Source organism: Mycobacterium sp. IDUB_9, from assembly GCF_055419505.1.
The window spans coordinates 221,991-246,201 of record NZ_JBVAXU010000003.1; the positions used below are offsets into that span (position 1 = coordinate 221,991).

Consider the following 24,211-nt stretch of genomic DNA (forward strand, 5'->3'; position numbering starts at 1 on the left):
TCACCCTACTTTTAGCGCGGCGGCGAACATCGCATCGGTCCCGTGCCGGTGCGGCCACAGCTGGACGTGCGGTCCGCCACCGAGGTCGTCGGCCGGGGCAAACAGCTCCCGCGCGTCCAGTTGAGTCACCGGATGCCGGCGCACCGCGTCGGCCACCACCCCGACCGTCTCGGCCAGGTGCGGCGAACAGGTCGCGTAGAGCACCACCCCACCGGGGCGCGTCAGCTTGATGGCCGCCGCAAGCAACTCACGCTGCAGTTTCGCCAGCCCGGGCACGTCCCCCGGCTGGCGACGCCACCGCGCCTCCGGGCGACGGCGCAGCGCACCCAACCCGGTGCAGGGGGCATCGACGAGCACCCGGTCGAATCCGGGTTCCAGGCCGGACTCCCGCCCGTCCACGCGGCGCACGTCGACGTCGAGCCCGCGAACGTTCTCCTCGACCAGATCGGCGCGGCGCGGCGCGGGCTCGACCGCGGTGACCCGCGCACCCGACGCCGCACCCATGGCGGCCAGCAGGGCGGTCTTGCCGCCCGGTCCGGCGCACAGATCGAGCCAGCGGCCGGTGTCGGGGCCGTCGAGTTCGGCCAGCGTCAGCGCACGGGCCACCAGCTGGCTGCCCTCGTCCTGAACTTGGGCACCGCCGTCGCGCACGGCCGGCAACTGTCCGGGATCACCACCGGGCAGGTACACCGCGTACGGCGAGAAGCGGCCGACCGTGCCGTTGCACTGGGCTGCCAGTTCGGCCGCGGTCAGGGCGGGGGGCCGCGCCGCCAGGTGCACCAGGGGACGCTCGTCGTCACTGGTCAACAGGGCGTCGAGTTCACCCGCCCTGGCGCCGAGCCCGTCGGTGAACGCCTGGGCGATCCACCGGGGGTGGGCGTGCACGAACGCCGCATGCCCGACCGGGTCGGTGGCCGCCGGTGGCGCGAGCTGCTCCATCCACTCCTGTTCGCTGCTGCGCGAAATCGTGCGCAGCACACCGTTGACGAAACCTGCTCGGGCCGTGTCGAATTCGATGCCGGCCTGTTCAACGGTGGTGGATACCGCGGCGTGCGGCTCGACCCGGGTGCGCAGCAGCTGGTATGTGCCCAGCCGCAACAGGTCGAGCAACACCGGATCGATCTGTTCAGGCGGGCGCCCGGCCGCGGCGGCGATGACCGCGTCGAGCAGGCCGCGGGTGCGGCAGGCGCCGTAGGTCAGTTCGGTGGCGAAGGCCGCGTCACGCCCCTCGATCCCCCGCTCGCGCAGCAACGCGGGCAACGCCAGGTTGGCGTAGGAGTCACGCTCCGATACGGCACGCAGGACGTCGAATGCCGCCCGGCGGGCCGGGTCCAGCGGGGTGCGCCTTGTCGGGCGCTTGCCTTGTGTTTTCCGGTCGGGCCGGTTCGGGCGGTGTGATGGCCTGCTCATGATGCGCGCACCGTTTCCTCCAGCCGTGCGCCGCGGGCCCAGTCGGCGGCGTTCATGAGTTTCTTGCCGGGCGGCTGGATCTGCCCGAGCCGTACCGGTTGCGAGCCCGTACCGACCAGCACCGTGTTGCGTTCGACCCGGATCTCGCCTGGGGCCAATGCAACCTCCGACTGCTCCACCGTGACCGGACCGACCTTGACCCGCAGGTCCCCGATCGTCGTCCAGGCACCGGGATTCGGGGTGACCGCGCGGATGCGCCGGTCGATGACGTGGGCCGGGAGATCCCAGCGCACCCGGGCCGACTCCACCGTGATCTTGGGCGCCAGGCTCACCCCATCGGCCGGCTGTGGCACCGCGGTGAGTGCTCCCTCGGCAATGCCGTCCAGAGTGGACTCCAGCAACGCGGCTCCCGAATCAGCAAGCCGCCCAAGTAGTTCGCCCGCGGTGTCGGTGTCGCGTACCCGCTCGGTAACCACTCCGTAGACGGGGCCGGAATCGAGCGCCGGTTCGATCAGGAACGTCGTGGCTCCGGTCACCTCTTCGCCCGCCGCCAGGGAGGCCTGTACCGGTGCCGCCCCGCGCCAGGCGGGCAGCAACGAGAAGTGCAGATTGATCCAGCCGTGCTTCGGCACGGCGAGCAGCCGTTCGCTCAGCAGCGCACCGTAGGCGACCACGGCACAGCAGTCCGGTGCCAGCTCTGACAGCTCGGCGATGAACTCGTCGGAGTTGGGCTTGGCCGGTTTCAGAACGGGGATGTCGTGCTCGAGCGCCAGCTGCGCGACCGGTGACGGCGCAGGTTTCCCACGACGACCGGCAGCGGCGTCGGGCCGGGTCAGCACCGCAACCACATCGTGGCGGGACGAGTCGATCAGCCGCTGCAACGACGGGAGGGCTGGCTCTGGAGTTCCGGCAAAGACAAGACGCACCGCCCCAGTTTAGGGATCCCGCCCGTCACATCCCTAATGCTGCGAGCGGTAGTACTCCCGTTCCGATACGCCGGCCAGCGGCGCCAGGTACACCCACGGGATGGTTCCGACGAGCCGGTTGAGGGTGGCCACCGCATCGTTGTAGTACTGCCGGGCGAACGCGAGCTTGTTCTCGGTGTCGGCCAGGTTCTCCTGCAGGTTCAGGAAGTTGTCGGACGAATTGAGTTGCGGGTAGGTCGATCCCAGCGCCATCACGCCGGTGAGTGCGTCGCCCAGATCGCGTTCGGCCGCGCTGCGCTGCACCACCGACGGGCCACCGGTGGCCGAGGCCAGTGCGGCCTGGGCGCTGCTGACCCGACCGAGAACCGCCGTCTCGTGTGAGGCGAAGGTCGCCACGGTGTGCACCAGCGCCGGGATCAGCGCAGCCCGGCGGGTCAGCTCGACGTCGATGCCACCGAGCGCCTCCGCGACGTGCACGTCGGCCGCCTTCAACTTGTTGTAGCCGACGACGAATCCCACCAATGCCGCCACCGCGAGTACCAGCACCACAACCAACAGCAGTCTCACCACGATCCGCCTCCTCCACCACCACCGCCGCCACCGCCGCCACCGGACGACGACGACCCGCCGCTCGACGATGATGACGACGATTGCGAGGCCGTGTACGCCCCGATCGATGATGACAGCGCCGATTCGAAACTGTCGAAGTCCGCACCGCCCGAACCGCCCGTGAACCCGTGGCCACTGTCCGACGAAGTCGACGAGTTGTACCAATCCGGTTGGGGCGGGGCAGCGCCCATGGTGTCCTGGTACCTCTTGGCCCAGAGCGCGGCTGCACCGCCGGCTACCGCGAATGGAATGTAGGCCAGGTAGAGATCCTTGCGGGCCGCGAAGTCAAAACGCGACTCGGCCGAATCGGTGGAGAGCAGACGGTGGAATCCCTCCGCCCGCGACCACAGTTCCCGGCCGGCGGCGGTTCGGCGGGTCCCCACGCCGCCGGACCAGACACTCACCGAGCACACGAAGAACGCCGCAAAAGGCAATCCCCACAACGTGATCGGGATTCCGAACCACAGCCAGAAGCAGGCGACCGCGGCCAGAAATGCCACCACGTTGGCGACGAGAACCCACCATTCCTTGCGGCGCTTGACCATGAAGCCGCCGTCGAAGGCCCATTTCCGCACCGCGACCGCCATGTCAGCTCTGGCCTTGGCCAGCTTCTTTCCCGACGTCGCCGTGTTCTTGGCGGAGAATTCGGCACCCGGCGACATCACCTTGAGCGCTGCCCCCACGTCGATGGCCACCGGATCAACATCGGCCCACTCTGCCGGCTTCGCGAGACCTTTGATCTCCCAGTGCTTGTCACTGACCTGCCGCAACTCGACGAGACCACGCTCGGCGAGGTGGAACAGCGTCGCGCTCAGCCCGTTCTTGGGGATGTTTTCGGTTCGGATGTACTCGACCTGCACCGGCCCCAACCCTTCCGGCGGCGCGTACTGCACCGGAAATCCCGGTGACTGTTCGACGGTGGTCCGCGACCAGAAATAGGCGAGCAGCCCCATTCCGGCGGTCAGCGCGGCCATCCAGACCAATGCGCTCACCGAGCGGCCGAGGATCCGGTCCCAGGTGTACGGCCATGGCAGGGTGATCTGCGGTGGCGTGGCCACGTCGACGCCGGCCCGCACCGTCACCGGGGTGTGCGGCTCCAGATCGGTGGCCCCGAACCGCACGGTGTTGCCTTCGGTGCGCAGATCCGTGCAGGCGCTGCCCACGCCCGATCCCACGCTGCAGCCCGCACCGGTCATCTCGCCGGGCAGGGTGACCGAGATATCGGCCCGCTCGATTGTGTTGTTCCAGGCCGGAGCGATCACGTTCCAGTAGAAGGCCGAGCGGGCGTCGGGGTTGCCGGTGCTCGCGGCGAACGTCCGGTTGGCACCGACGGTGCCCGGATCGAGGACACCGTCGATCGTGTAGCGGATCTCGAAGACGTGGGGTCCCCAGTCCAACGTGGTGTCGGGGTCACCGATCTTGGCCACCCGGAACCGCTTACCGTTCTCCCACAGCAATTCATACGGCACGGATGCGCCATCCACGGTGATCGACGAGATCTCCGGCACCTGGCGGAGCCGGGAGTTGTTCTGGTTTGCCACATCCCAGTAGCGGAAGAGTCCGTGCCGGCCGGAAGGAAAATTGCCGGTGATGGTCTCGACCGCGGTCATCCGCCCATCGGCGTCGACGGTGAAATCGGCCCGGTAATCGGTGATGATCACCGGATCGGCCGGTCCCCCGGCCCCCGACCCGGAACCGCCGGTGAAGATCAGCGGCCACAGTAGGCCAAAAGCGATGAGCCCCAACGTGAACAACCATGACAACACCCGGCGCATGGCAGCCTCCTGGTTCGGGACTCACCGATAACGGGTGAATATCGGCCTCAGCCTATGCGCAACGGGTCGATTTGGTTCGAAACTCGCACGTCTAACGAGTCGTCCACTCGCCGCCGTTGACGGCGATGGCCTGACCAGTTATTTGACGTGCGCCGGGCGAGGCAAGGAACCGTACGGTCGCCGCAATATCACCCGGCGCCCCCGCCCGACGTGTCATCGCTGCGTCAATCAGAGCGTTCTTACGGTCGTCAGTGAGCTTGTCCCGGAAGAATTCCGTATCGGCGATGTACCCCGGTGAGACGATATTTGCGGTGATGCCTCGATCGCCGATCCGCCGGGCAAGGTCGACGTTCCAGGACGCGACGGCCGCTTTGGCGGCTCCATATGAACCAGCCCCTTTGTCCGCGGCAATCGAACCGATCGTGATGACAGCCGACCCACTGGGCATGGCTGGAAGCAGCGCCGTCGTCATGAGCACCGCGGTCATCACGTTGCTTTCCACGTTCAGACGCCATGCGTCGGCGACTTCGCGCAATGTCTGCGGTTCATTCTGGTCGAAGTCGGTGTTACCGCCGGCGTTGTTGACCAACACGTCGACGGCTCCGATGTCTCGTGCCGCGTCGGCAGTTTTCTCGGGGTCTGTTCCGTCCATGGCGATGGCGCGAACCGAGCCGTCAATCGCGTCCACCGCCATCTGTAGAACGTCATCACGGCGCCCGGTGATGACAACATGGCAACCCTCCGCAGCGAATTGGGCGGCAATCTCGCGGCCGATTCCCGTGCCGCCACCGGTGACTACGACAGTGCGCATTGGTGCATCTCCTGCTATGTTCAGACTAGATCGTTTAGGTCTAAACAACACACTAGCAGGAGAACTCATGAAGGCAACGCCAGACGATGCCGTCGATGCGATCGCGGCCGCCTGGAAGCGTGAATTACCCGATGTTCCAGTGCATTCCATCGGGATTGTGACGCGGATATGGCACCTCGCGAAACTTCTCGGTGACGACCGGGCCCGCCTGTTACGCGACCATGACGCCGACATGGCCACCCTGGATCTGCTGTCCACGTTGCGCCGCCACGGAAAGCCGTACCGCATGACCACCCGCGAGCTGGCGACTGCCTCACTCATCACTGCCGGGGCAATTACGCAACGCGTGGATCGGGCGGAGGCACAGGGTCTGGTCAAACGAACTGGTCGTCGCGAGTCACGTGCGGTTGACGTCGAACTCACCGCGCTTGGCCGGGCTACAGTCGACGACCTCGTCGGCGCCGTCCTGGCGCGCGAGTGTCAGCTACTCGATGGCCTACCGAGGCAACAGCAAGAACACCTCGAGCGCACCCTCAGACTGCTGCTCGACCACCTGTCGACATTTCTGGGCGCCGATCGGCAACCTGGGCATGTCGGGCACTCCGGCACCCGGCATGGCACGTGATGACCCGCCGCAGCCGTCCGCTGTGAATCATGTGGTGCCGCCGATCACCCGACGTGCAACGGGTCGATTTGGATGCGACATGGTTGCTGATCCTTGCGCGCGCTGAGCACCGCGGTGGCCCGGCGCAGTGCTGCCGCCAACTCCAAACCCGCATCGCGCGGTACCCGGACGAGCATCCGGCTCACCTCGGCGTCGGGCTCCAGCCCCGGCGGGCGACGCGCGCCGGGCGGCAGTTCCACCGGCCCGAGGGTTTCCGCGACGTCGGGCAATTGGGCGGTCTCGAGCAATGCCTCGACCGCTGCGGTCGTACCATCGATGGCTGCCATGTGCACCGCCGGCGGCAGTCCCACCTCACCACGGCTGTCGAGTTCGGCATCGGCATGTGCGACCGGATCCCAGCGGATCAGCGCCTGCACGGTGGCGATCCCCGACTCGGCGACCACGGCCACCACGCCGCCTTCGGTGCGCGGCCGCACCAGGGCCGCCGCGGCCATCCATCGGCGCATCGTGTCCTCGGCGGCACGCAGATCCTGCCGGCCCAGCAGCGCCCACGCGTCGAGCAGCAGGGCTGCGCCGTAACCGCCTTCGGCGATCGGCTCCGCGCCGGGCGTGCAGACCACCAGGGCCGGGCCATCCTTCACCGCATCGACCATCGCGTCGCCGCCAGAGGTGATCACCGAGGTACCGGCAAAGGCACGACCCAACTCCTCCGCAGTCCGCCTGGCCCCCACCACGACCGCCCGTACCGCATCCGAACCGCAACGCGCACAACGCAATGCGGGCTCCACCCGACCGCACCACCGACATTCCGCAGCCGCACCGCCCCGGTCCGGCAAGGCCAGCGGACCGGTGCAGTGCCGGCAGCGTGTCACCGCGCGGCACCGCGCACAGGCCAGCGCGGGCACGTACCCGCGACGCGGAACCTGGATCAGCACCGGGCGCTCCGCCTGCAACGCCGAGCGGGCCGCCTGCAGCGCCATGGACGGCAGCCGCGCGGTGTGTGCTGCCGGATCGCGCTCCTGGGCGTACCCGCTGTCTTCCAAGGCGACCACCCGCGGTGCGGCGGCCCGGACGACCGGCCGGGGCGCCACCACGTCGTGGGCCCAGCGCGTCCGCACCAGCGCCTGCGCCTCGGCGGTGCGCGCGTAGCCGCCGATGATCGCGGCGCAGCGCAGCTGGTGGGCCCGCAGCATGGCGACCTCGCGGGCATGCGGATAGGGCGCACGGGGCTCGGCGAGGTTGTCGTCGCCGTCGTCCCACACCAGGACCAGCCCGAGGTTGGCCACCGGTGCGAACACTGCGCTGCGGGTGCCGATCACCACCTGCGCCTGTCCCCGCAGCGCCGCCAGCCAGCGGCGGTACCGCGCCGACGGGCCCAGCCCGGCCGACAGCGCCACCACGCGTGACTCGGCCACCTGTTCGATCGCCGCGGCATACAGCGCGTCCACATCGCGTTGATCGGGCACCACCGCAACCACGCCCAGCCCCGCATTCACCGCCACCGCGGCCGCCTCGGCCAACCGCTGTGCCCAGTTCTCCCCCGGCAGTGCCTGCCACACCGCCCGCGCCGCACGGCCCTCACCGACTGCGGTCAGGAACTGTTCACCGCGGCCGTAGCGGGCCCAGGCACTGGTGTCGACGGGAACGACCGAGACCGGTTCCGGCTCCTCCAAGGTCTGCTTCTCGACCCTGGCGTGGCGCGGTGGCACCGCCAGGCGCAGAACGTCGGCACGTGTCCCCGCATAGCGGGCGGCGACGGCGTCGACGAGCCTGCGGACCTCGGGGGTGAGCACCGGCTCAGGCGAGACGACGCGATCGAGCCAGCCGAGCTTGCCGGTGTGGTCGGTGTCGGATCGTCGCTCCAGCACGTAGGCGTCGACCAGCCTGCCGTTGAACCGCACCCGGACCCGCACACCGGGCTGGGCGTCGTCGGACTGTTCCTCCGACACCAGATAGTCGAACTTCCGGTCCAGGTGCGGAACGGTGAGAAGGGGAAGCACCCGCGCGATGGGTTCATGATCCGCGGCGCGACGGGTGATGGTCACTGCACAGCTTTAGCAGACTTGTCCGACGTCCGGCCGAAGAACAAACCCGCCGTGATCAGCACCAGTGACGCCGCGTACCCCCACCAGATCGGGACGGCGAGCAGTTGGTCACCACGCACGAACTGGCTGATGCCGATCATCGCGTCCGACACCGCGAAACACACGGCCCCGAGCGCGGTCCACGGCGTGGGCAGCCGGGCCAGGAGGGCGGCGCACACCATCGCCCCCAGCACCGCGATGTACGCGACCACCGGGACGGCCATCCCCTGCTCGACGAGCCGGGGCCAGAACCAGGTCAGCAGCGCCACACAGGCGAGGACGGTGAGCGCGACGGCGATCATCCGCGGCGTCGAACGTCGCGCCAGCGGCACCAGCGCGCCGAGAAAGCACAGGTGCGCGACGAGGAAGGCGGCCAACCCCAGCACGAACGACGGTTCCCACCACGGGATCGCCAGCAGAAAGTCCCCGAGGGCCGAGAACACCAGCGCACCGACGAGCCAGCGCCGCTCCCGCACGATCGGATGAGCGCACGCGGCCACCGCCAGCAGGATCGCTGCAAGCGCCTTCACCGCAGGTTGGAGGGTGAACTGACCCGTCAGATCGGCACCCGTCGGCAACCGCATCGCCGTGACGATCAGAAACACCCCGTAGCCCGCCGCGACGGCCACGGCCGCCACCCACATCCACACCGTGACACGGTGTGCGTACGGTTGCGGAATGTCCGTTGCTGACGAGAAACCAGCTGTCGATGCCATCCTGCAGAAGGTACTGGAGGCGGTGCCGTTCCAACTGTCGACCGACATCAGTGTCGAGGAAGCCCGCCGCCAGTTCAGCGAGATCCCGCGGCTGCCGGCCCATCCCGAGGTGAAGACCGAGGACCGAGAGGTCCCGGGCCCGGCCGGCCCCATCCCGGTGCGGGTGTACCGGCCACCGACCGCCGACGGCACGACCCTGCCGGTGGTGGTGTTCATCCACGGCGGCGGCTGGGCACTGGGTGACCTGGACAGTTACGACGGCACCGCGCGCCAGCACGCCGTGGCCGCCGACGCGGTCGTGGTGTCGGTGGAATACCGGCTGGCCCCCGAGCATCCCTACCCCGCCGCGGTCGACGATGTGTGGGCGGCGACGCAGTGGGTGGCCGCCAACGCGGAAGAACTGGGTGTCGATGCCGACCGGATGGCCGTGGCCGGGGATTCGGCGGGCGGCAACCTCAGCGCCGTCGTGGCGCAGCTGACCCGCGACACCGGCGCTCCCGCGCTGCGCTTCCAGCTGCTCTGGTACCCCGCCACCACCTGGGACACCAGCCTGCCGTCGTTCACCGAGAACGCCGAGGCGCCGATCCTGGGGCTCGACGCGGTCCAGGGGTTCTCCCGCTGGTATGCCGGACATGTGGACCTTTCCGATCCGCCGAGCACGCTGGTGCCGGCGCGCGCGGCGGACCTGTCCGGACTGCCGCCGGCCTACATTGCGGTGGCCGGGCATGACCCGTTGCGCGACGACGGCATTCGTTACGCCGAAATGTTGGCTGCCGCCGGTGTTCCCGTGCAGCTGGACAACGCCGAGACCTTGGTGCACGGCTACCTCGGCTACGTCGGCGTGGTCCCGGCTGCCACCGAATCGTTCGACCGGGCAATGGCTGCCCTGCAGGCGGCGCTGCACGGCTGACCGCTAGCGCTTCGTCTCAGTTCTGCCGGGCCACAACGACATTCGACGGATGATCCCATCGCGTAGCGCCAGAGTGTGGAACACGACGGCACAGATGTGCGCGGTGAACGTCGCGAACAGCAGGTAGGCCGCCACGGTGTGGGCGGTGCGCAATACCGCGTAAAGGGTGATGTTGTGCGGGGCGATCGCCGGAAGGTGCAGCGTCCCGACCAACACGACAGGTGACTGGGCAGCCGACAGCATCGCCCACCCGATCATGGGCTGCACCAAAAGCAGTGTGTACAGCAGATATTCGGAGTAGCTGGCGACGCGACGTTCCAGCGGTCCCATCGTCGTCAGGAACGGCGGCAGCCGGCGGGTGAGCCGGTTGATCAGCCGCACGACCGCGAACACCAGGATCGCGATCCCCAGCGGGCGGTGGATCGCGAGCAACAACGGGTAGTAACTGAGCGCCGCGATCATCGTCACACCTATGAAGAACTGCGCGATCACCATGATCGCCATCGACCAGTGCAGCAGCCTGGCGGCCAGGTTGAACTTCGTGATCGGCGGTTTCGTCTCGGTGGTCATCGCGCATCCCCGGGGACGACGACTGCGCTGGGCGACTTGGGTTCTCGGGCCCTCCGGTTGAACGAGCGGGCGTATACCGCCGACCGCGCAGCCGGCAGCGGGTCATCGGAGGGGGCCAACCCGTCGGGCAGCACCAGCGGGTCGAAGTTGGTGTCGCGGGCGTTGCCGGGAGCCTCGGTCTGCACGGCGTCGATGGTGATGGTGCCTGCGTCGATGGTTTTGCGGTCTGCCGGCCACGGCAGCGTGGCGTCGTGGGTGGGATCGGCGGGATCGGCCAGGGTGAGGATCAGCTTCCAGCTCACGGGGCCGCGGGCAACCGTGTCGATGAGTGCGTCGAACAGAGCGTTCTTGTCGTTGCCGTGGGCCTGCCCGGCGGGCTGCTCCCCTGCGACCGGCACCGCCGCCCACCGGATCGCCGCCGTCTCGCCCTGGGCGTTGGTGGCGCGAAAAGCGTTGAGACCGCAGTACGTATCCTCGGCGAACCCTGCACTGGGCGGAGCCTGCTTGATGATCTTCATCGCCGCTGCGGTTTCCGGATGGGCGGCCAGAAACGCCGCCATCGCCTCCGGGTCCGGCTTTCCGGTCTCGGGTACGGGCCGCGAGGCCAGCATGCGATCGAAGAAGCCCTGCGGCGTGCTGTCGGGGAACACCGGAAGATTCACCATCGCGATGCGCCACTGCTCGCCGTCGGGCAGCCGGAACATCAGACCGAGTCCCCGGACCGTGTCGGGTTTGTCGGGTTGGTCGGGCAGCCCACCGGACAGCGAGAACCGTCCGACGACGGGCACAGTGCCGGGTTTGAACACCGCGGCCTTGCTCACCCGGGTGCCCGCACCGGTGCTGGTGAACGTTCCCGTCGCGGCCAGACCCTTGGCGTGGTTGCGCCGGAATCCGTCGTGGCGGCCGGAGATCTGCTCGAAGCGGTCGGTGAACCGGGCCGGTGTCAGGGCGTCCTGCCGCAGCCAGCCCGCTGCCTCGGCCAGGCCGCCCACGCCGACGGCGACGACTCCGCCGACCGCGGCCAAACCGAGCAACGCCCTCCGGCGGTTGAGCTCCGGAACGTCATCGGATTCCATCGTGATCGCACCTCTCCTCGCCACCGGACTCCGTCCAGTGTGAAACGGTATGCCGTTGCGCGCCGTTCAATCGGGCGAATGCGATGCCGTGCGGGTGTCTGCGGGGGCTTCTACCCCCTTAGATGCATGCATTGGTTGACGCAACGGTGCTAGCGTCCGCTGTGATCTCAGCCGTCAGTGGAGGAGACGGCGGAACTCAAACGGTTCCGTACACAACCGAATAATCGAGCAGAGGACCAATGACCCGCAACGAGGAAATCTCGTCCGGCACGGAGTACCCATCCGATCCACTCGGCGCGACCGATCCGCGCGACCTCACGCTGCCGCTGTACGGGGCCACCTTCGGCCAGGCAGTGTCGCGCTTCTTCCGCAGCTACGCCCGCTTCTCCGGACGCGCGTCGCGCAGCGAGTACTGGTGGGTCCAGCTGGCCGTCGCAGTAGCCGCCGTTTTCTGCTTGGCCGTCGTCGCCGTAGCCGGCGATGCCAGCGCGCTCGGGCGCCTGTCCCTTGTACCCGTGGCGGTATTCGTACTGGGGTGCGCGATTCCAAGCTGGGCACTCCTGGTCCGCCGACTCCACGACGCCGACTTGTCAGGATGGCTGTCCCTGCTATTCCTGTTGCCCTACATCGGATCCGTGTTCCCGATCATCTTCGGCGTGCTACCCGCAAAGCCGCTGGGTGAACGTTTCGACCGCCGTGATGTCTACGATGACGACAACGATGACGACGACGACGATTCGGCTCCCGGATGGGACGCAATCGATTCCGCCTTCGCACGGCTGTACCCAGGGCTCGGTGATGTCGCACCTCATTTCGGACGCACCGATGCGCGTCTGCCCGGTGAGGGAATCTGGGGCATCACCGCCTACCCGAATACCACGGCCCCTCAGCCGCATTGGCACCTGGTCACCTACGGGTTCTCCAACGTGTTCGCTTCCCACCCATCCCCCGACGAGGACGAACCCTGGGCAGACTTTGAGTGGACCTTCCGAGTAGCTGCCGACATCGACGTCACTCAGCCACTTGCACCGCAAGTCCCCACGTGGTCCCTTCGGCTGCTGCAACGGCTCGGCGACCTGGTTTTCAGCGGAACAGATACGCTCGACATCGGTCACCGCATCAAAGTCGGCGGCCCGATCACACTAGGCGAACCCCAAACCGACCTGACCGCAATCATGTTCGGCGAGGATCCTCAACTCGCTCCGATCGACACCGGATACGGTCGCCTGCGCTTCGTCCAGCTCGTCGGGGTTACCGATGACACTGTCGCTGCCGCACAATCGCTAGGTAACGGTACCGCCGGCACATTGCAGATACTCGAGAAGATGGCCAAGACCAATCCCCTGCTGGTCACCGACATCAACCATTCCGCAGCAACGTGAGCGTGCGCATGAGCATTCAAGTGTGGAATGCACTCGGCGGCACACCGTGCCAGCGTTTGAACGCATGGCAGAACGTCGAGATCTCGGTGTAGCCGAGACGTCGCGAAACCTCCTCGACGGTAAGTCCCACGCTGCACAACAGATCGACTGCCAACGCTGACCGCGCCTCGTTGATCAGGGCCCGAAATGAGGTGCCCTCGTCGGCCAGCCGCCGCCGCAGGGTTCGCGGGTGGACACCCAGTTCGGCGGCAACCTCCGGCAAGGCTGGAAACCGGCCGGGGTCGCGAAACAACTTGCTGCGCACCACAGCTGTGATACCGCGACGTTGTTCATATCGCTGCATCAACACATCGCACTGCGCGATACACAGATCGAGGGTGTACGGATCAGCTTGCGGCAACTGCTCGTCGAGCATCGCGCGGGGGAAGTGCAAACGGGAGTGTGCGCGGCCGAACGCCACATTCGGTAGCGGCATCAAGACCAGCAGCGGCTGCATCACTTCCTCGTCGATCGACACCTCGGCAGATATCCGGTCGGCGTACTGCGACACCACCGGATACGCAAAACTCGTTGTGGTGGCTACTATTCCGGCGATATCCCGTTCGACAAAGAAGCGCTGGACATCGCTGGGTAGATGGCCGGCGTTGATTTCCAGTAGGCACTCGTCGGCACCGTCGAACAGCTGCAGGTCGATCTGCAGCGTGGTCAGGGCGAAGTAGCGCATCGCGATGCTGAACAGTTCTCGCAGCGTGGCACAGGACATGACCGCGAACCCGAAGAGGCCCATGTGCGTCAGGGCCGACCGGCCACCGACGTCCACCCCCAATCCGGGTTCATCGGGCAGCCGAGCCTGCAGGTGACGGACCGCGAGGATCTCGTCGTGCGCGCTGATCACCCCGTCGGGATCATCTAGGTCCGCCGGCGTGACGCCGGTTCCGGCCAGGACCTGCGCCGCCGGGACACCCCGCTCGGCCGCCACCTCACACAACACCCGGGTGGCATGGATCGGATGGCACACATCGGCCGTCCAAGTTGATCCCGAGATCGATCCTGACCTGGCCATCAGCCCCCAGCCTGTGTCCCAAAATCACAACTCTGTGTCCGATAGTCCCATTCCTCGGCAGTCCTGTCACTCATACGCTGGATTCATGGCGGCACCCGCGGCACGACTGAGCACCTGGACCATGACCCGCGAGGCGATTACGGTCGGATTCAGCACCGACAGCGGTTTCCTGACCCGGACACAGGGCCGGAACATCACCAGATACCGCTGCGCGGGAAGACGTTTCGTGTCGATCGCACATCCCGACTACGTCGACCATGTGCTGCACCAGGCCCGCCTTCGCTACGTCAAGTCCAACGAATACGAACCGATCCGCGCCGCGGCCGGAATCAACCTATTGACTGACGAGGGCGACTCCTGGGCCGGCCACCGGGCGGCGCTGAACCCGACGTTCGCGCGCCGTCACCTCAACGAGATGGTCGACCTCATGATCGATCCGGTCCAGCGCGCTACCGACGAGCTCACCGAACAGGGCGATGGCGTGCGGTTCGACATGCACACGGCGATGGTGGAAACGACCCTACGGGTGGTCTCCAACGCCCTGTTCAGTCAGGATTTCGGACCGATTGTGCACAGCATGCGCGATCTCACCACGCGTGGGCTCAGGCGCACCGAGAAGCTGGCCCGGCTGGGCCTTTTGGGCCTGCTCCCCCGCCCGGTCTACGAGGCCATGGCGGCGAGCACGTACTCCGGGATCCCGCTGCCCCCACCGCTGCGCGAAGGGCAGCGGATCGCCTTGGCCCTGGATGAAGCGGTGAACACCGTGCTCGACGAGCGCCTCGCGCATCCCACGGAATCGGCGGACCTGCTCAACGTGTTGTTCGGCGCCGACCACGGAAGCTGGCCCCGCCAGCGCGTCCGGGACGAGGCGCTGACGTTCATGCTCGCTGGGCACGAGACGACCGCCAACGCAATGTCGTGGTTCTGGTACCTGATGGCGCGCAATCCCGACGCCCGGGACCGGATGCTGGCCGAGGTGGACTCTGTAGTAGGTGCGGGACGTCCGGCGGCCGCCGACCTGACCCGGCTCCCGTGGACCACCGCGTGCCTCCAGGAGTCGCAGCGGTACTACTCCGCCGTGTGGATCATCGCGCGCGAGGCCGTCGAGCCCGACGACATCGACGGCCACCGCATCCGGCCAGGCACGACAGTGATCATCCCGATCCACCAGATCCACCACGACAAACGGTGGTGGCCCGACCCGGAAACCTTTGACCCCAACCGATTCCTCGGTGACGCTTCCAAGAGCCGGCCGCGCTCGGCGTACCTGCCGTTCGGGGGCGGGCGCCGGATCTGCATCGGACAGAGTTTCGCGCTGATGGAGATGGTGCTGATCGCCGCGATCATGAGCCAACGGTTTGTTTTCGATCTCGATCCTGGCCACTCGGTGGAGATGGAGGCTACGTTGACATTGCGACCCAAACACGGCGTCCACATGGTCGGACGCAGCCGAGAGGTGGCCTGATGCCCGACTTTCACACCCTCATCGTCGGCGCCGGATTCTCCGGTATCGGCACTGCCATCGCGCTGGACAAGGCCGGCCTGCACGATTACCTGATCCTCGAAGCCGGGGACGGAGCAGGCGGCACCTGGTACTGGAACACCTATCCCGGTGTGGCCGTGGATATCCCGTCGTTCTCCTATCAGTTCTCGTTCGCACAGTCACAGAAGTGGTCCCGTACCTACGCCCCAGGAAACGAGCTGCGGGGCTACGCCGACGACTGCGTCGACAAATACGGTCTGCGGCCCCGCATCCGGTTCAACGCCACCGTCGCCCGCGCGGTCTTCGATGACGACGAGAGCATGTGGCGGCTCGAACTCGATTCCGGCGACGCACTCACAGCCCGATTTCTGGTCAACGCCAGCGGGGTGCTGACCATCCCGAAGTTGCCCGAGATCGACGGCGTGGACTCCTTCGCCGGGACCACCGTGCACACCGCCCGGTGGGACCATACCCAGGATCTGACGGGCAAGCGGGTCGCGATCATCGGGACCGGCGCCTCTGCGGTCCAGGTCATCCCCGAGATCGCGCCGAAAGTAAAGCAGCTCACCGTGTTTCAGCGCACCCCCATCTGGTGCTTCCCGAAATTCGACGTACCGATCCCGCCGGTCGCCCGGCGGCTGATGCGGCTCCCCGGCGGGAGGACGCTGCACCGGCTGATCAGCCAGGCGTACGTGGAGTTCACCTTCCCGCTGGCCGCCCAGTACTTCACGATCAATCCGTTCGCCAAGCGGGCGGGCGCGGCCGGGCGGGCCTACCTACGCCAACAAGTGCGGGATCCGGAGGTACGCGACAAGCTCACCCCGCGCTACGCGGTGGGATGTAAACGACCGGGCTTCCACAACAGCTACCTGGCCACCTTCAACCGGGACAACGTGCGGCTGGTCACCGAGCCGATCGACAAGATCACCGGTTCCGGTGTCGCCACCACCGACGGGGACAGCCACGACGTCGACGTGCTCATCCTGGCGACCGGTTTCAAGGTGATGGATGTGGACGCGCTGACCTTCGACATCGTGGGGTCGGGCGGGCAGTCACTGAGCGAGTTCTGGATGCAGCACCGGATGCAGGCCTACGAAGGCGTGAGCGTGCCCGGCTTCGCGAACTTCTTCTCGGTGATGGGCCCATACGGCTATGTCGGGTCGTCGTATTTCGCGTTGATCGAGGCCCAAACCCGCCATCTGGTGCGCTGTATCGCCCAGGCCGACCGGCGTGAGGCCCGTCGCGTCGAGGTCCGCCAGGAGGCCAACGACCGGTACTTCGCCGAGATGATGCGCAAGCGTCACCGCCAGATCTTCTGGCAGGACAGCTGCTCACAGGCCAACAGTTACTACTTCGACCGCAACGGCGACGTGCCGTTGCGGCCCGCCACCACAGTGGAAGCCTACTGGCGTAGCAGAACTTTCGACCTCGACGATTACGCGTTCACCTCGTAGCCATTCAGGACTCGGCGCATGCCTTGATCGCGGCGAGGGTCTGCTCCATTCCGGCTTCCAGCAGTTGGGTGAAGGCCTGCTGTCCACCGAGGTGCGACTCGGTCAGTTCGAGCGAAAGTTGCGATATTCCGTCGGGGGTCTCGCGCCGTTGTGTGAGCACCGTGGCAGCAGCACCGTCAGCGCTGATCGAGAACGACCAGATCGCGTAGTTCTCGGTGATGCGGAAGGCGACCTCTTTCTCGGACTCGTACCGCACTACCTCTCCGTGCGTGACCCACTCGAGCTCACCCTGGCGGTTGAGGTTGGTGAACGTGGAACCGAGCCGGATTTCATCGTCGGGTTCGCGCAGCTTCACTGATATCACCTGCGGACTCCACTGTGGCATGCGTCGGATGTCGCGGATGATGTCCCAGACCACGGAAGGTGTTGTCTCGATGGTGATCCGGCGTTCCAGTAGCGCCTTGAAGCTGGTGGTCATTACCCCTCCGATCTATACGACCGATCGGTCGCATATTGGTCAACGCCGACCGTACGCGACTCGGCCGCCCTACGTCCAGAGTGTGGCTACTGTGACCTGATGACCGTTTTGCCTGCAGCTGACGGGCGGAGAGCGCGTGGCGATGCCACCAGGCGGCTGGTCGCGCGTACCGCTGCAGACATCGCCACCACACACGGCCTGGACGGGATCACCGTGGGTGGCTTGTCCACATCGACCGGGGTGAGCAAAAGCGGAATCCTCACGGTCTTCGACAACCGGGAGGCGATCCAGCTGGCCGCAGTAGCTGAAGCGCGCCGGGTCTACATCGACGTCGTAATCCGTCCGGCGCTGAGCTGTCCGTCCGGAGCCGCGCGGCTCGACGCCCTTCTCGATTCCTGGTTGGCGTACCTGCGTGCCGAGGTGTTCCCCGGCGGCTGCTTCGTATCGGCGACATCGGTCGAGTTCGGGCATCGCACCGGCACCGTGGCCGATGCGGTGCGAAACCTGAAGCGGGAGTGGCTGGATCTGCTGGAAAACGAGTTCTCCGTGGCAGGTTCACCCGATCCCGGCGAAGACGCCTTCCGGTTCGATGCCTACCTGACTGCGGGCAACACTCGCCGCGAGCTTTTCGGCACCGATGCCGGACTGGAGTGGGCACGCATACTCGCCGGTCGCGTTGTCGAGCCCTACCGCACCTGATCGACCCCGCCCAGATCAACGCAATGGTCGCTGCGCCCTAGGAATCACAACCATGGCGTAGATCTCGCGGCGATGCCGCCCGGGCAACACAACAGCCCCCGATCAGCGATCGGGGGCTGTTCGCAGGAAAAGTTACACCGAGGCCTTCAGGTCGTCGACCTTGTTGAGCTGCTCCCAGGGCAGCTCGATGTCGGTGCGCCCGAAGTGGCCGTAGGCCGCAGTCTGGGCGTAGATGGGCCGCAGCAGGTCCAGGTCGCGGATGATCGCGCCGGGGCGCAGATCGAACACGCTGCTGATGGCCTTCTCGATGCGGGCCGGGTCGACGGTCTCGGTGCCGAATGTCTCGACGAACAGGCCGACCGGGGCAGCCTTGCCGATCGCGTAGGCGACCTGCACCTCGACGCGCTCGGCCAGGCCGGCGGCGACGACGTTCTTGGCCACCCAGCGCATCGCGTACGCGGCGGAACGGTCGACCTTTGACGGATCCTTGCCGGAGAAGGCGCCGCCGCCGTGGCGGGCCCAGCCGCCGTAGGTGTCGACGATGATCTTGCGACCGGTCAGACCGGCATCACCCATCGGGCCACCGAGCACGAACTTGCCGGTCGGGTTGACCAGCAGACGGAAATCGGAGGTGTCCAGCGTCTCGTGGTTGAGATCGGCCAGCACGGTGTTGACGACCTTCTCCCGGATGTCCGGGGTCAGGGTGCCGTCCAGGTCGATACCGTCGGCGTGCTGGGTGGACAGCACCACGGTGTCGAGCCGCACCGGCGTCTTGTCGTCGTACTGGATGGTGACCTGTGTCTTGCCGTCCGGGCGCAGGTAATCGAGCACGCCGTTCTTGCGCACCTCGGTCAGCCGCCGCGACAGCCGGTGGGCCAATGCGATGGGCAGCGGCATCAGCTCGGGGGTGTCACCGATCGCATAGCCGAACATCAGGCCCTGGTCGCCGGCGCCCTGGGAGTCCAACGGATCGCCGGCGCCCTCGACGCGCGCCTCGTGGGCGGTGTCCACACCTTGGGCGATGTCAGGCGACTGTGCGCCGATCGCGATGTTCACACCGCACGAGGCGCCGTCGAAACCCTTGGTCGACGAGTCATAGCCGATCTCCAGGATGCGATCGCGCACGATCTTGGGGATGTCGGCGTAGGCGGAGGTCGTGACCTCTCCGGCGACGTGTACCTGACCGGTGGTGACCATGGTCTCCACCGCGACGCGCGACTTGGGATCCTGCTCCAGCAGCGCGTCGAGCACCGAGTCGCTGATCGCGTCACAGATCTTGTCGGGATGTCCTTCGGTTACCGACTCACTGGTAAACAGGCGACCTTGGCTCACGGTCTGCTTCCTTCCTTGCCGATCTGAAAAAGTTTTCAGTATCAAACTACTTAGTTAGGCGAATGATATCTATGCCCTGTTGCACCCAAGCGCGTGGGACGCCGAAGCGCAACCCTTATCCGCACATCGATGCGTGCGTGGCGTCACCCGTCGTGCGTGCCCAGAAACGCCCCGATCGCGTCCACGATACGGGTGGCCATCAGAGTCTTCGAACCGTGTTCCAAGGCGGCCTCCGCGCCATCGGCGCTCAGTAACCAACCGTCGTTGCTGTCCACCTCGAACGCACGATTCTCCCCCACTGCGTTCACCACCAGCAGGTCACATCCCTTGCGCCGGAGTTTGGCCCTGGCGTGGAACAGGACGTCGCCATTGGCATCGCCGGTCTCGGCGGCGAAGCCGACGATGGCCCGCATGTTCGGCAACTGCCCCTCGGTCCGGGCGCGCACCGCTCCGGCGAGCACGTCGTCATTGCGGACGAGGTCGATGGAATTGGGCTCCGAGGCGCTGCCCTTCTTGATCTTGCTGGTCGCCACCTGCGCAGGCCGGAAATCCGCGACGGCCGCGGCCATCACCAGGACATTGGACTCGGGGGCGTACTTGGACACCGCATCACGCAATTGCGCGGCCGAACCGATGTGTACGACGTCGACACCGGCCGGGTCGACCAGACCTGCGGTGTTACCGGCGACAAGGGTCACCTCTGCGCCCCGCTGAGCCAGGACGCGGGCCACCGCATATCCCTGCTTGCCGGAGCTGCGGTTGCCGATGAACCTCACCGGATCGATGGGCTCACGCGTACCGCCGGCAGTCACCAGGGCCTTGACCCCGGCCAAGTCGTAGGGCAGCCCGTCGCTCCGCTCGAGCAACAGATGCGCGAACGTTGCGATCTCTTCGGCCTCAGGTAGCCGCCCCGCACCGCTGTCAGCCCCGGTGAGCCGTCCCGATGCGGGTTCCAGCACCACGGCGCCCCGACCGCGCAGAGTGGCGACGTTGTCGACCGTGGCCGGGTGGAACCACATCTCCGTGTGCATGGCGGGGGCGAACAGCACCGGACATCGCGCCGTGAGGAGCGTGGCAGTCAGCAAGTCGTCGGCGCGGCCGGCCACGGCACGCGCCAACAGGTCGGCCGTGGCGGGTGCGACGACAACGAGATCGGCCTCCTGGCCGATACGCACATGCGGTACCTCGTGGACGTCGGTGAAGACGCCGGTGTGCACCGGATTGCCCGACAGGGCTTCGAACGTGGCGGCCCCGACGAAGCGCAGCGCCGACTCGGTGGGCAGCACGCGCACCGAGTGGCCGGCCTCGGTGAGCTGACGGACCAGGGTGCACGCCTTGTAGGCGGCAATGCCGCCGGCCACACCGACGACGACTCGCTTACGCGCGCTCACGTGCCCAGTCCTGGCCTGACTACTCGGCGCCCTCGGTGTGCTCGAGCAGGTCCTCGTGGATCTCCCGCATCGCGATCGACAGCGGCTTCTCCTGCAGACCGGGCTCGACCAGGGGGCCGACGTACTCAAGAATGCCGTCGCCCAACTGGTTGTAGTAATCGTTGATCTGACGTGCGCGCTTGGCGGCGTAGATCACCAGCGCGTACTTGCTCGACGCGCGGTCCAACAACTCGTCGATGGGCGGGTTGGTGATGCCCAGCGGAGTGTCGTAGGCGCTGGCGGCGGACGAATCGATGTCGTCCGCAGCGGCCAGCTGCGCATCGGCGTGCGGGGTGCTCACTAAAAAGTCTCCTGGCGGTTATGGCGAAAATGCGTTTTGAGAACAGCCTGCTGGTGGCTCGCGGATCCGATCGCGTCGGTCCCGCCACGATGAGTCAGCGACTGTCCACCAGCAAGGATACCAATTCAGCACATGCAGTATCCAACTGGCGGTTCACCACGACCTGGTCAAAATCAGATTTGGCGGCCATTTCGGCCCGCGCCGTCTCCAAGCGCCTGGCCATGACCTCGGGCGTCTCGGTCCCACGGCCGGACAGCCGGCTGACCAGCTCGTCCCAACTCGGCGGTGCCAGGAACACCGATACCACCTCGGGCATGGCCTTCTTGACGGCCTGTGCTCCGGCCAGATCGACCTCGATCAGCACCGGGCGCCCGGCCCGGGTGGCGTCCCGAACCGGCTGGGCCGGCGTCCCCGAGCGGTGCAATCCGCCGTGGATGTCGGCCCATTCGAGCAGCTCACCGCCATCGATCAGCTGCTGGAACCGCTCTTTGGACACGAATGTGTAGTCGACTCCGTCGACCTCCCCCGGCCGCGGTGCCCTGGTCGTGACCGAGACGGAGAAATACAGGTCGGGAAGCCGCTCCCGCAGACAGCGGACCACGGTGGACTTCCCGACGGCGGAGGGGCCGGACAACACGACGACCGGAGCCGTCGCTGTGCGTTGCCCAGCCCCCCTACCAGCGCTCAATGCGGGAGCCTCTACTGGTCGAACTTCTCCAGAAGGGCCTTGCGCTGACGATCACCGAGGCCGCGCAGACGGCGGGTCGGGGCGATCTCCAGCTCGGTCATGATCTCCTGTGCCTTGACCTTGCCGACCTTGGGCAGGGCCTCGAGCAGCGCGGAAACCTTCATCTTGCCCAAGACCTCATCGGTCTCGGCATCGGTGAGCACCTGCTTGAGGTTGGTGCCGCCACGCTTGAGCCGATCCTTGAGCTCGGCTCGCGCTCGACGTGCGGCAGCAGCCTTCTCCAACGCTGCCGCGCGCTGTTCGTCGGTCAACTGGGGAAGGGCCACGGTTTCCTCCGTCTCCTGGCGATTTCTCTTCGGCCATCTCTTGTTTTTTACGGCTGGAGTGCAAACCAGCCAGCGACGACGAACCTACCCACGCTGGCTGACTAAAGCGAACGCCACCCCCTGGTTACGACGCCAAAAGCCCAGCGTGTAGTGCGCGCAGACGACACCCGACTTCCCCGCGAAAACGTCTCCTGGCATCGCCTCCGGCGCCGCACAGGGCCGGATATTCCTGCAAGTCAAAGGGTTTCGAGCGACCGATAGCTAATTAGCCAGGCGTCCAGCAGCGGTTCCGGCACCCCCACACCCGGTTACCGCCGGGTATTCGAGAAAATTTTCGCTGGTCACGGCGTGTCGGGCGTGTCGGAGCCCCTGACACGCACGTCAAGGCGATGCGTTTCATGACGCCTAAGCCGCGCCTAGTTGCCACATAGCGATTACACAGCTTGGCTAAATAGCCTCCCCAGGTCGGGTATCCATGACCCCGAAGGGAAGCTGGACATGAACATCAAGCGTCTGACCTGCATTTCTGCCGTCGCCATAGCTCTGGGAACCGCCACCTTGGCAGCGGGAGCCGGCGCGGCAGCCGCGCAACCCGGGCCGCCATGCGGATTCGGCAACTGCCAGGGCCCCGGCGGGCCGGGTGGACCGGGCGGCCCCGATCATCCGGGCGGACCGGGTGGACCGGGCGACCGTGGCGGACCAGGTTGGCAGGGTGACCACGGCGGACCTGGTGGGCCCGGCGGGCCTGGTGGGCCCGGCGACCGCGGTCCGGGAGGACCAGGTGACCGGGGCCCCGGAGGACCGGGTGACCGCGGCCCTGGCGGCCCTGGCGGACCGGGATGGCCGGGTGACCACGGCGGACCTGACGACCGCGGCGGACACTGGGGCCCGCCACCCCCCGATCTGTCCTGGCGCGGGATGGACCAGGGCAGGTTCGACCATCAGCCGTTCAACTACAACGGCAGGTGGGTGACACCGCTGTTCAATCCGGACTTCAACGGATGGGGCTTCTGGTTCTTCGGAATCTGGATTCCGCTGTGACCCGCTGCGCCGCAATGATTCTGACGGCCGTCTGACCAATCCGATTGCGCTCAGTGGCTTTTCGAGTCATCGCTTTCCACGACCGGGTCGCGACAGCGCGACGACCGCGACCCAGGCGTGGAAAACGGCGCTGGGACACGACGGAAGCGTCGGCTGGGCCCCCACCATGGGCCTGCCGACGCTTCACCGCGCTCAGGCGAGATAGGCGACCTCGTCGCGCAGCCGTTCGGCCGCCGCGCGCAGATCGGCCACCGCCGGGCCCTTACGCAGCACTTCACGTGACACTGCGGGCAGCACCAATCGGGCACCGCCGAACCCACGCAGTGCGTCGGCACGCCCGCCCTGGGCTCCGACACCGGGAACCAACACCGGCCCGCCCAGCGCAGTGAGATCGGGCAGTTCGGTCACCGTCGCCCCGACCACGACACCGACCGATCCGGTGGACGGGGTGGCGGCCCGATTCACAGCGGCTCGATTGATACGGGCCACGTCATCGACGACGGACTGTGCCACGGTGCGTGACCCGGCCATCGCGCGCTGCACGCTCGGCCCTTCCGGGTTGGAGGTCGCAGCCAGCACGAACACCCCCCGGCCATGGGCCGCGGCAGTGTCCAGCAGCGGCTGCAATGACCCGAAGCCCAGATACGGCGATGCGGTGACCGCATCTGCCGCCAGCGGCGAATCTCCGGCCCACGCCGCGGCATAGGCCGCCATGGTCGAGCCGATATCGCCGCGCTTGGCATCGGCCAACACCAGTACCCCGGCCTCGCGCAGAGCCGCCATCGTGCGTTCGAGCACCGCGAAACCCGCTGAGCCGTAAGCCTCGAAGAACGCCACCTGCGGCTTGACAATCGCGAATCCGGCGAACGCCGTCACACAGATGTCGCTGAACGCAGCCAGGCCCTCGGCGTCGGTGGACAGACCCCACGCCCGCAGCAGTTCGGGATGCGGGTCGATGCCGGGACACAGAGGCCCCCGCTCCGACACCGCGTCGGCCAGCCGCTGCCCGAAAGCGTCCATCG

At 67.0% G+C, this 24,211-nt stretch carries 24 protein-coding genes; 7 read left to right on the top strand and 17 right to left on the bottom strand.

From position 1 onward, the window contains the following. The 5 genes from ACZY08_RS15445 to ACZY08_RS15465 form a co-directional block, all read right to left on the bottom strand. A complete protein-coding gene (locus ACZY08_RS15445) occupies window positions 1-1,410 on the bottom strand; it encodes an RsmB/NOP family class I SAM-dependent RNA methyltransferase (protein WP_463745780.1) in 1,410 nt (469 codons plus the stop codon). Then, window positions 1,407-2,336, bottom strand: a complete 930-nt coding sequence (gene fmt / locus ACZY08_RS15450) for a methionyl-tRNA formyltransferase (RefSeq protein ID WP_463745779.1) — start codon at window positions 2,334-2,336, stop codon at window positions 1,407-1,409. The genes ACZY08_RS15445 and fmt overlap by 4 nt, the downstream gene beginning before the upstream one ends. Window positions 2,337-2,369: 33 nt before the next feature. Beyond that, window positions 2,370-2,906 carry a LemA family protein gene (locus tag ACZY08_RS15455; RefSeq protein WP_463745778.1) on the bottom strand — a complete coding sequence of 179 codons (537 nt, stop codon included), beginning with the start codon at window positions 2,904-2,906 and terminating at the stop codon, window positions 2,370-2,372. Continuing rightward, on the bottom strand, window positions 2,900-4,720 hold the full coding sequence (locus tag ACZY08_RS15460; protein WP_463745777.1) for a DUF2207 domain-containing protein: 1,821 nt from the start codon (window positions 4,718-4,720) through the stop codon (window positions 2,900-2,902). The genes ACZY08_RS15455 and ACZY08_RS15460 overlap by 7 nt, the downstream gene beginning before the upstream one ends. 91 nt (window positions 4,721-4,811) lie before the next feature. Beyond that, entirely contained in the window at window positions 4,812-5,600 is a 789-nt protein-coding gene (locus ACZY08_RS15465; protein ID WP_463745776.1) for an SDR family NAD(P)-dependent oxidoreductase, read from the bottom strand. Here ACZY08_RS15465 and ACZY08_RS15470 point away from each other — a divergent pair. Beyond that, entirely contained in the window at window positions 5,599-6,156 is a 558-nt protein-coding gene (locus tag ACZY08_RS15470) for a MarR family winged helix-turn-helix transcriptional regulator (protein ID WP_463745775.1), read from the top strand. The two genes, ACZY08_RS15465 and ACZY08_RS15470, sit on opposite strands and share 2 nt — an antisense overlap. A gap of 44 nt (window positions 6,157-6,200) precedes the next feature. On the opposite strand, the gene ACZY08_RS15475 is transcribed toward ACZY08_RS15470, so the two are convergent. Both ACZY08_RS15475 and ACZY08_RS15480 read right to left on the bottom strand, forming a co-directional pair. After that, the gene (locus ACZY08_RS15475; RefSeq protein ID WP_463745774.1) at window positions 6,201-8,201 is read right to left on the bottom strand and encodes a primosomal protein N'; all 2,001 of its coding nucleotides are present in this window, start codon (window positions 8,199-8,201) and stop codon (window positions 6,201-6,203) included. Further along, window positions 8,198-8,956 carry a lysoplasmalogenase gene (locus tag ACZY08_RS15480; RefSeq protein WP_463745773.1) on the bottom strand — a complete coding sequence of 253 codons (759 nt, stop codon included), beginning with the start codon at window positions 8,954-8,956 and terminating at the stop codon, window positions 8,198-8,200. Before ACZY08_RS15480 ends, ACZY08_RS15475 begins: the two co-directional genes overlap by 4 nt. On the opposite strand from ACZY08_RS15480, the gene ACZY08_RS15485 reads away from it, so the two are divergent. Beyond that, on the top strand, window positions 8,919-9,866 hold the full coding sequence (locus ACZY08_RS15485) for an alpha/beta hydrolase (protein ID WP_463745772.1): 948 nt from the start codon (window positions 8,919-8,921) through the stop codon (window positions 9,864-9,866). The two genes, ACZY08_RS15480 and ACZY08_RS15485, sit on opposite strands and share 38 nt — an antisense overlap. Before the next feature lie 3 nt (window positions 9,867-9,869). On the opposite strand, the gene ACZY08_RS15490 is transcribed toward ACZY08_RS15485, so the two are convergent. Next, complete coding sequence (locus ACZY08_RS15490; protein WP_463745771.1) at window positions 9,870-10,436, bottom strand: cytochrome b; 567 nt, start codon at window positions 10,434-10,436, stop codon at window positions 9,870-9,872. Continuing rightward, window positions 10,433-11,512, bottom strand: coding sequence for a catalase family peroxidase (locus ACZY08_RS15495; protein ID WP_463745770.1), 1,080 nt, complete (start codon window positions 11,510-11,512; stop codon window positions 10,433-10,435). The genes ACZY08_RS15490 and ACZY08_RS15495 overlap by 4 nt, the downstream gene beginning before the upstream one ends. Before the next feature lie 239 nt (window positions 11,513-11,751). On the opposite strand from ACZY08_RS15495, the gene ACZY08_RS15500 reads away from it, so the two are divergent. Further along, complete coding sequence (locus ACZY08_RS15500; RefSeq protein WP_463745769.1) at window positions 11,752-12,894, top strand: suppressor of fused domain protein; 1,143 nt, start codon at window positions 11,752-11,754, stop codon at window positions 12,892-12,894. A 16-nt stretch (window positions 12,895-12,910) separates the two neighbouring features. Here ACZY08_RS15500 and ACZY08_RS15505 read toward each other — a convergent pair whose 3' ends face one another. Beyond that, on the bottom strand, window positions 12,911-13,957 hold the full coding sequence (locus ACZY08_RS15505; protein ID WP_463745768.1) for an AraC family transcriptional regulator: 1,047 nt from the start codon (window positions 13,955-13,957) through the stop codon (window positions 12,911-12,913). Window positions 13,958-14,042: 85 nt separating this feature from the next. On the opposite strand from ACZY08_RS15505, the gene ACZY08_RS15510 reads away from it, so the two are divergent. Further along, complete coding sequence (locus ACZY08_RS15510) at window positions 14,043-15,422, top strand: cytochrome P450 (RefSeq protein WP_463745767.1); 1,380 nt, start codon at window positions 14,043-14,045, stop codon at window positions 15,420-15,422. Further along, a complete protein-coding gene (locus tag ACZY08_RS15515) occupies window positions 15,422-16,894 on the top strand; it encodes a flavin-containing monooxygenase (protein WP_463745766.1) in 1,473 nt (490 codons plus the stop codon). Before ACZY08_RS15510 ends, ACZY08_RS15515 begins: the two co-directional genes overlap by 1 nt. Before the next feature lie 4 nt (window positions 16,895-16,898). Here the strand turns inward: ACZY08_RS15515 and ACZY08_RS15520 are convergent, their stop codons facing one another. After that, on the bottom strand, window positions 16,899-17,372 hold the full coding sequence (locus ACZY08_RS15520; protein WP_463745765.1) for an SRPBCC family protein: 474 nt from the start codon (window positions 17,370-17,372) through the stop codon (window positions 16,899-16,901). A 99-nt stretch (window positions 17,373-17,471) separates the two neighbouring features. On the opposite strand from ACZY08_RS15520, the gene ACZY08_RS15525 reads away from it, so the two are divergent. Then, window positions 17,472-18,071: a TetR/AcrR family transcriptional regulator gene (locus ACZY08_RS15525; RefSeq protein WP_463745764.1), complete on the top strand. Its 600-nt coding sequence runs from the start codon at window positions 17,472-17,474 to the stop codon at window positions 18,069-18,071. Window positions 18,072-18,203: 132 nt separating this feature from the next. Here ACZY08_RS15525 and metK read toward each other — a convergent pair whose 3' ends face one another. The 5 genes from metK to mihF all read right to left on the bottom strand — a co-directional run bounded on the left by metK (window position 18,204) and on the right by mihF (window position 22,148). Beyond that, a complete protein-coding gene (gene metK, locus ACZY08_RS15530) occupies window positions 18,204-19,403 on the bottom strand; it encodes a methionine adenosyltransferase (protein WP_029107520.1) in 1,200 nt (399 codons plus the stop codon). 143 nt (window positions 19,404-19,546) lie between these two features. Continuing rightward, window positions 19,547-20,794 (bottom strand): bifunctional phosphopantothenoylcysteine decarboxylase/phosphopantothenate--cysteine ligase CoaBC, encoded by a 1,248-nt coding sequence (coaBC, locus tag ACZY08_RS15535; RefSeq protein WP_463745763.1) that lies wholly within the window; start codon window positions 20,792-20,794, stop codon window positions 19,547-19,549. Between the two features lie 19 nt (window positions 20,795-20,813). After that, window positions 20,814-21,134 (bottom strand): DNA-directed RNA polymerase subunit omega, encoded by a 321-nt coding sequence (gene rpoZ / locus ACZY08_RS15540; RefSeq protein ID WP_463745762.1) that lies wholly within the window; start codon window positions 21,132-21,134, stop codon window positions 20,814-20,816. Window positions 21,135-21,228: 94 nt separating this feature from the next. Further along, on the bottom strand, window positions 21,229-21,822 hold the full coding sequence (gene gmk, locus ACZY08_RS15545; RefSeq protein ID WP_463745761.1) for a guanylate kinase: 594 nt from the start codon (window positions 21,820-21,822) through the stop codon (window positions 21,229-21,231). A gap of 11 nt (window positions 21,823-21,833) precedes the next feature. Continuing rightward, window positions 21,834-22,148, bottom strand: coding sequence for an integration host factor, actinobacterial type (gene mihF, locus ACZY08_RS15550; protein ID WP_003880790.1), 315 nt, complete (start codon window positions 22,146-22,148; stop codon window positions 21,834-21,836). A gap of 498 nt (window positions 22,149-22,646) precedes the next feature. Between mihF and ACZY08_RS15555 the strand changes: the two genes are divergently transcribed. Continuing rightward, the gene (locus ACZY08_RS15555) at window positions 22,647-23,189 is read left to right on the top strand and encodes a hypothetical protein (protein ID WP_463745760.1); all 543 of its coding nucleotides are present in this window, start codon (window positions 22,647-22,649) and stop codon (window positions 23,187-23,189) included. A gap of 192 nt (window positions 23,190-23,381) precedes the next feature. Here the strand turns inward: ACZY08_RS15555 and pyrF are convergent, their stop codons facing one another. Next, window positions 23,382-24,209 (bottom strand): orotidine-5'-phosphate decarboxylase, encoded by an 828-nt coding sequence (gene pyrF, locus ACZY08_RS15560; RefSeq protein WP_463745759.1) that lies wholly within the window; start codon window positions 24,207-24,209, stop codon window positions 23,382-23,384. Between the last annotated feature and the right edge of the window lie 2 nt (window positions 24,210-24,211).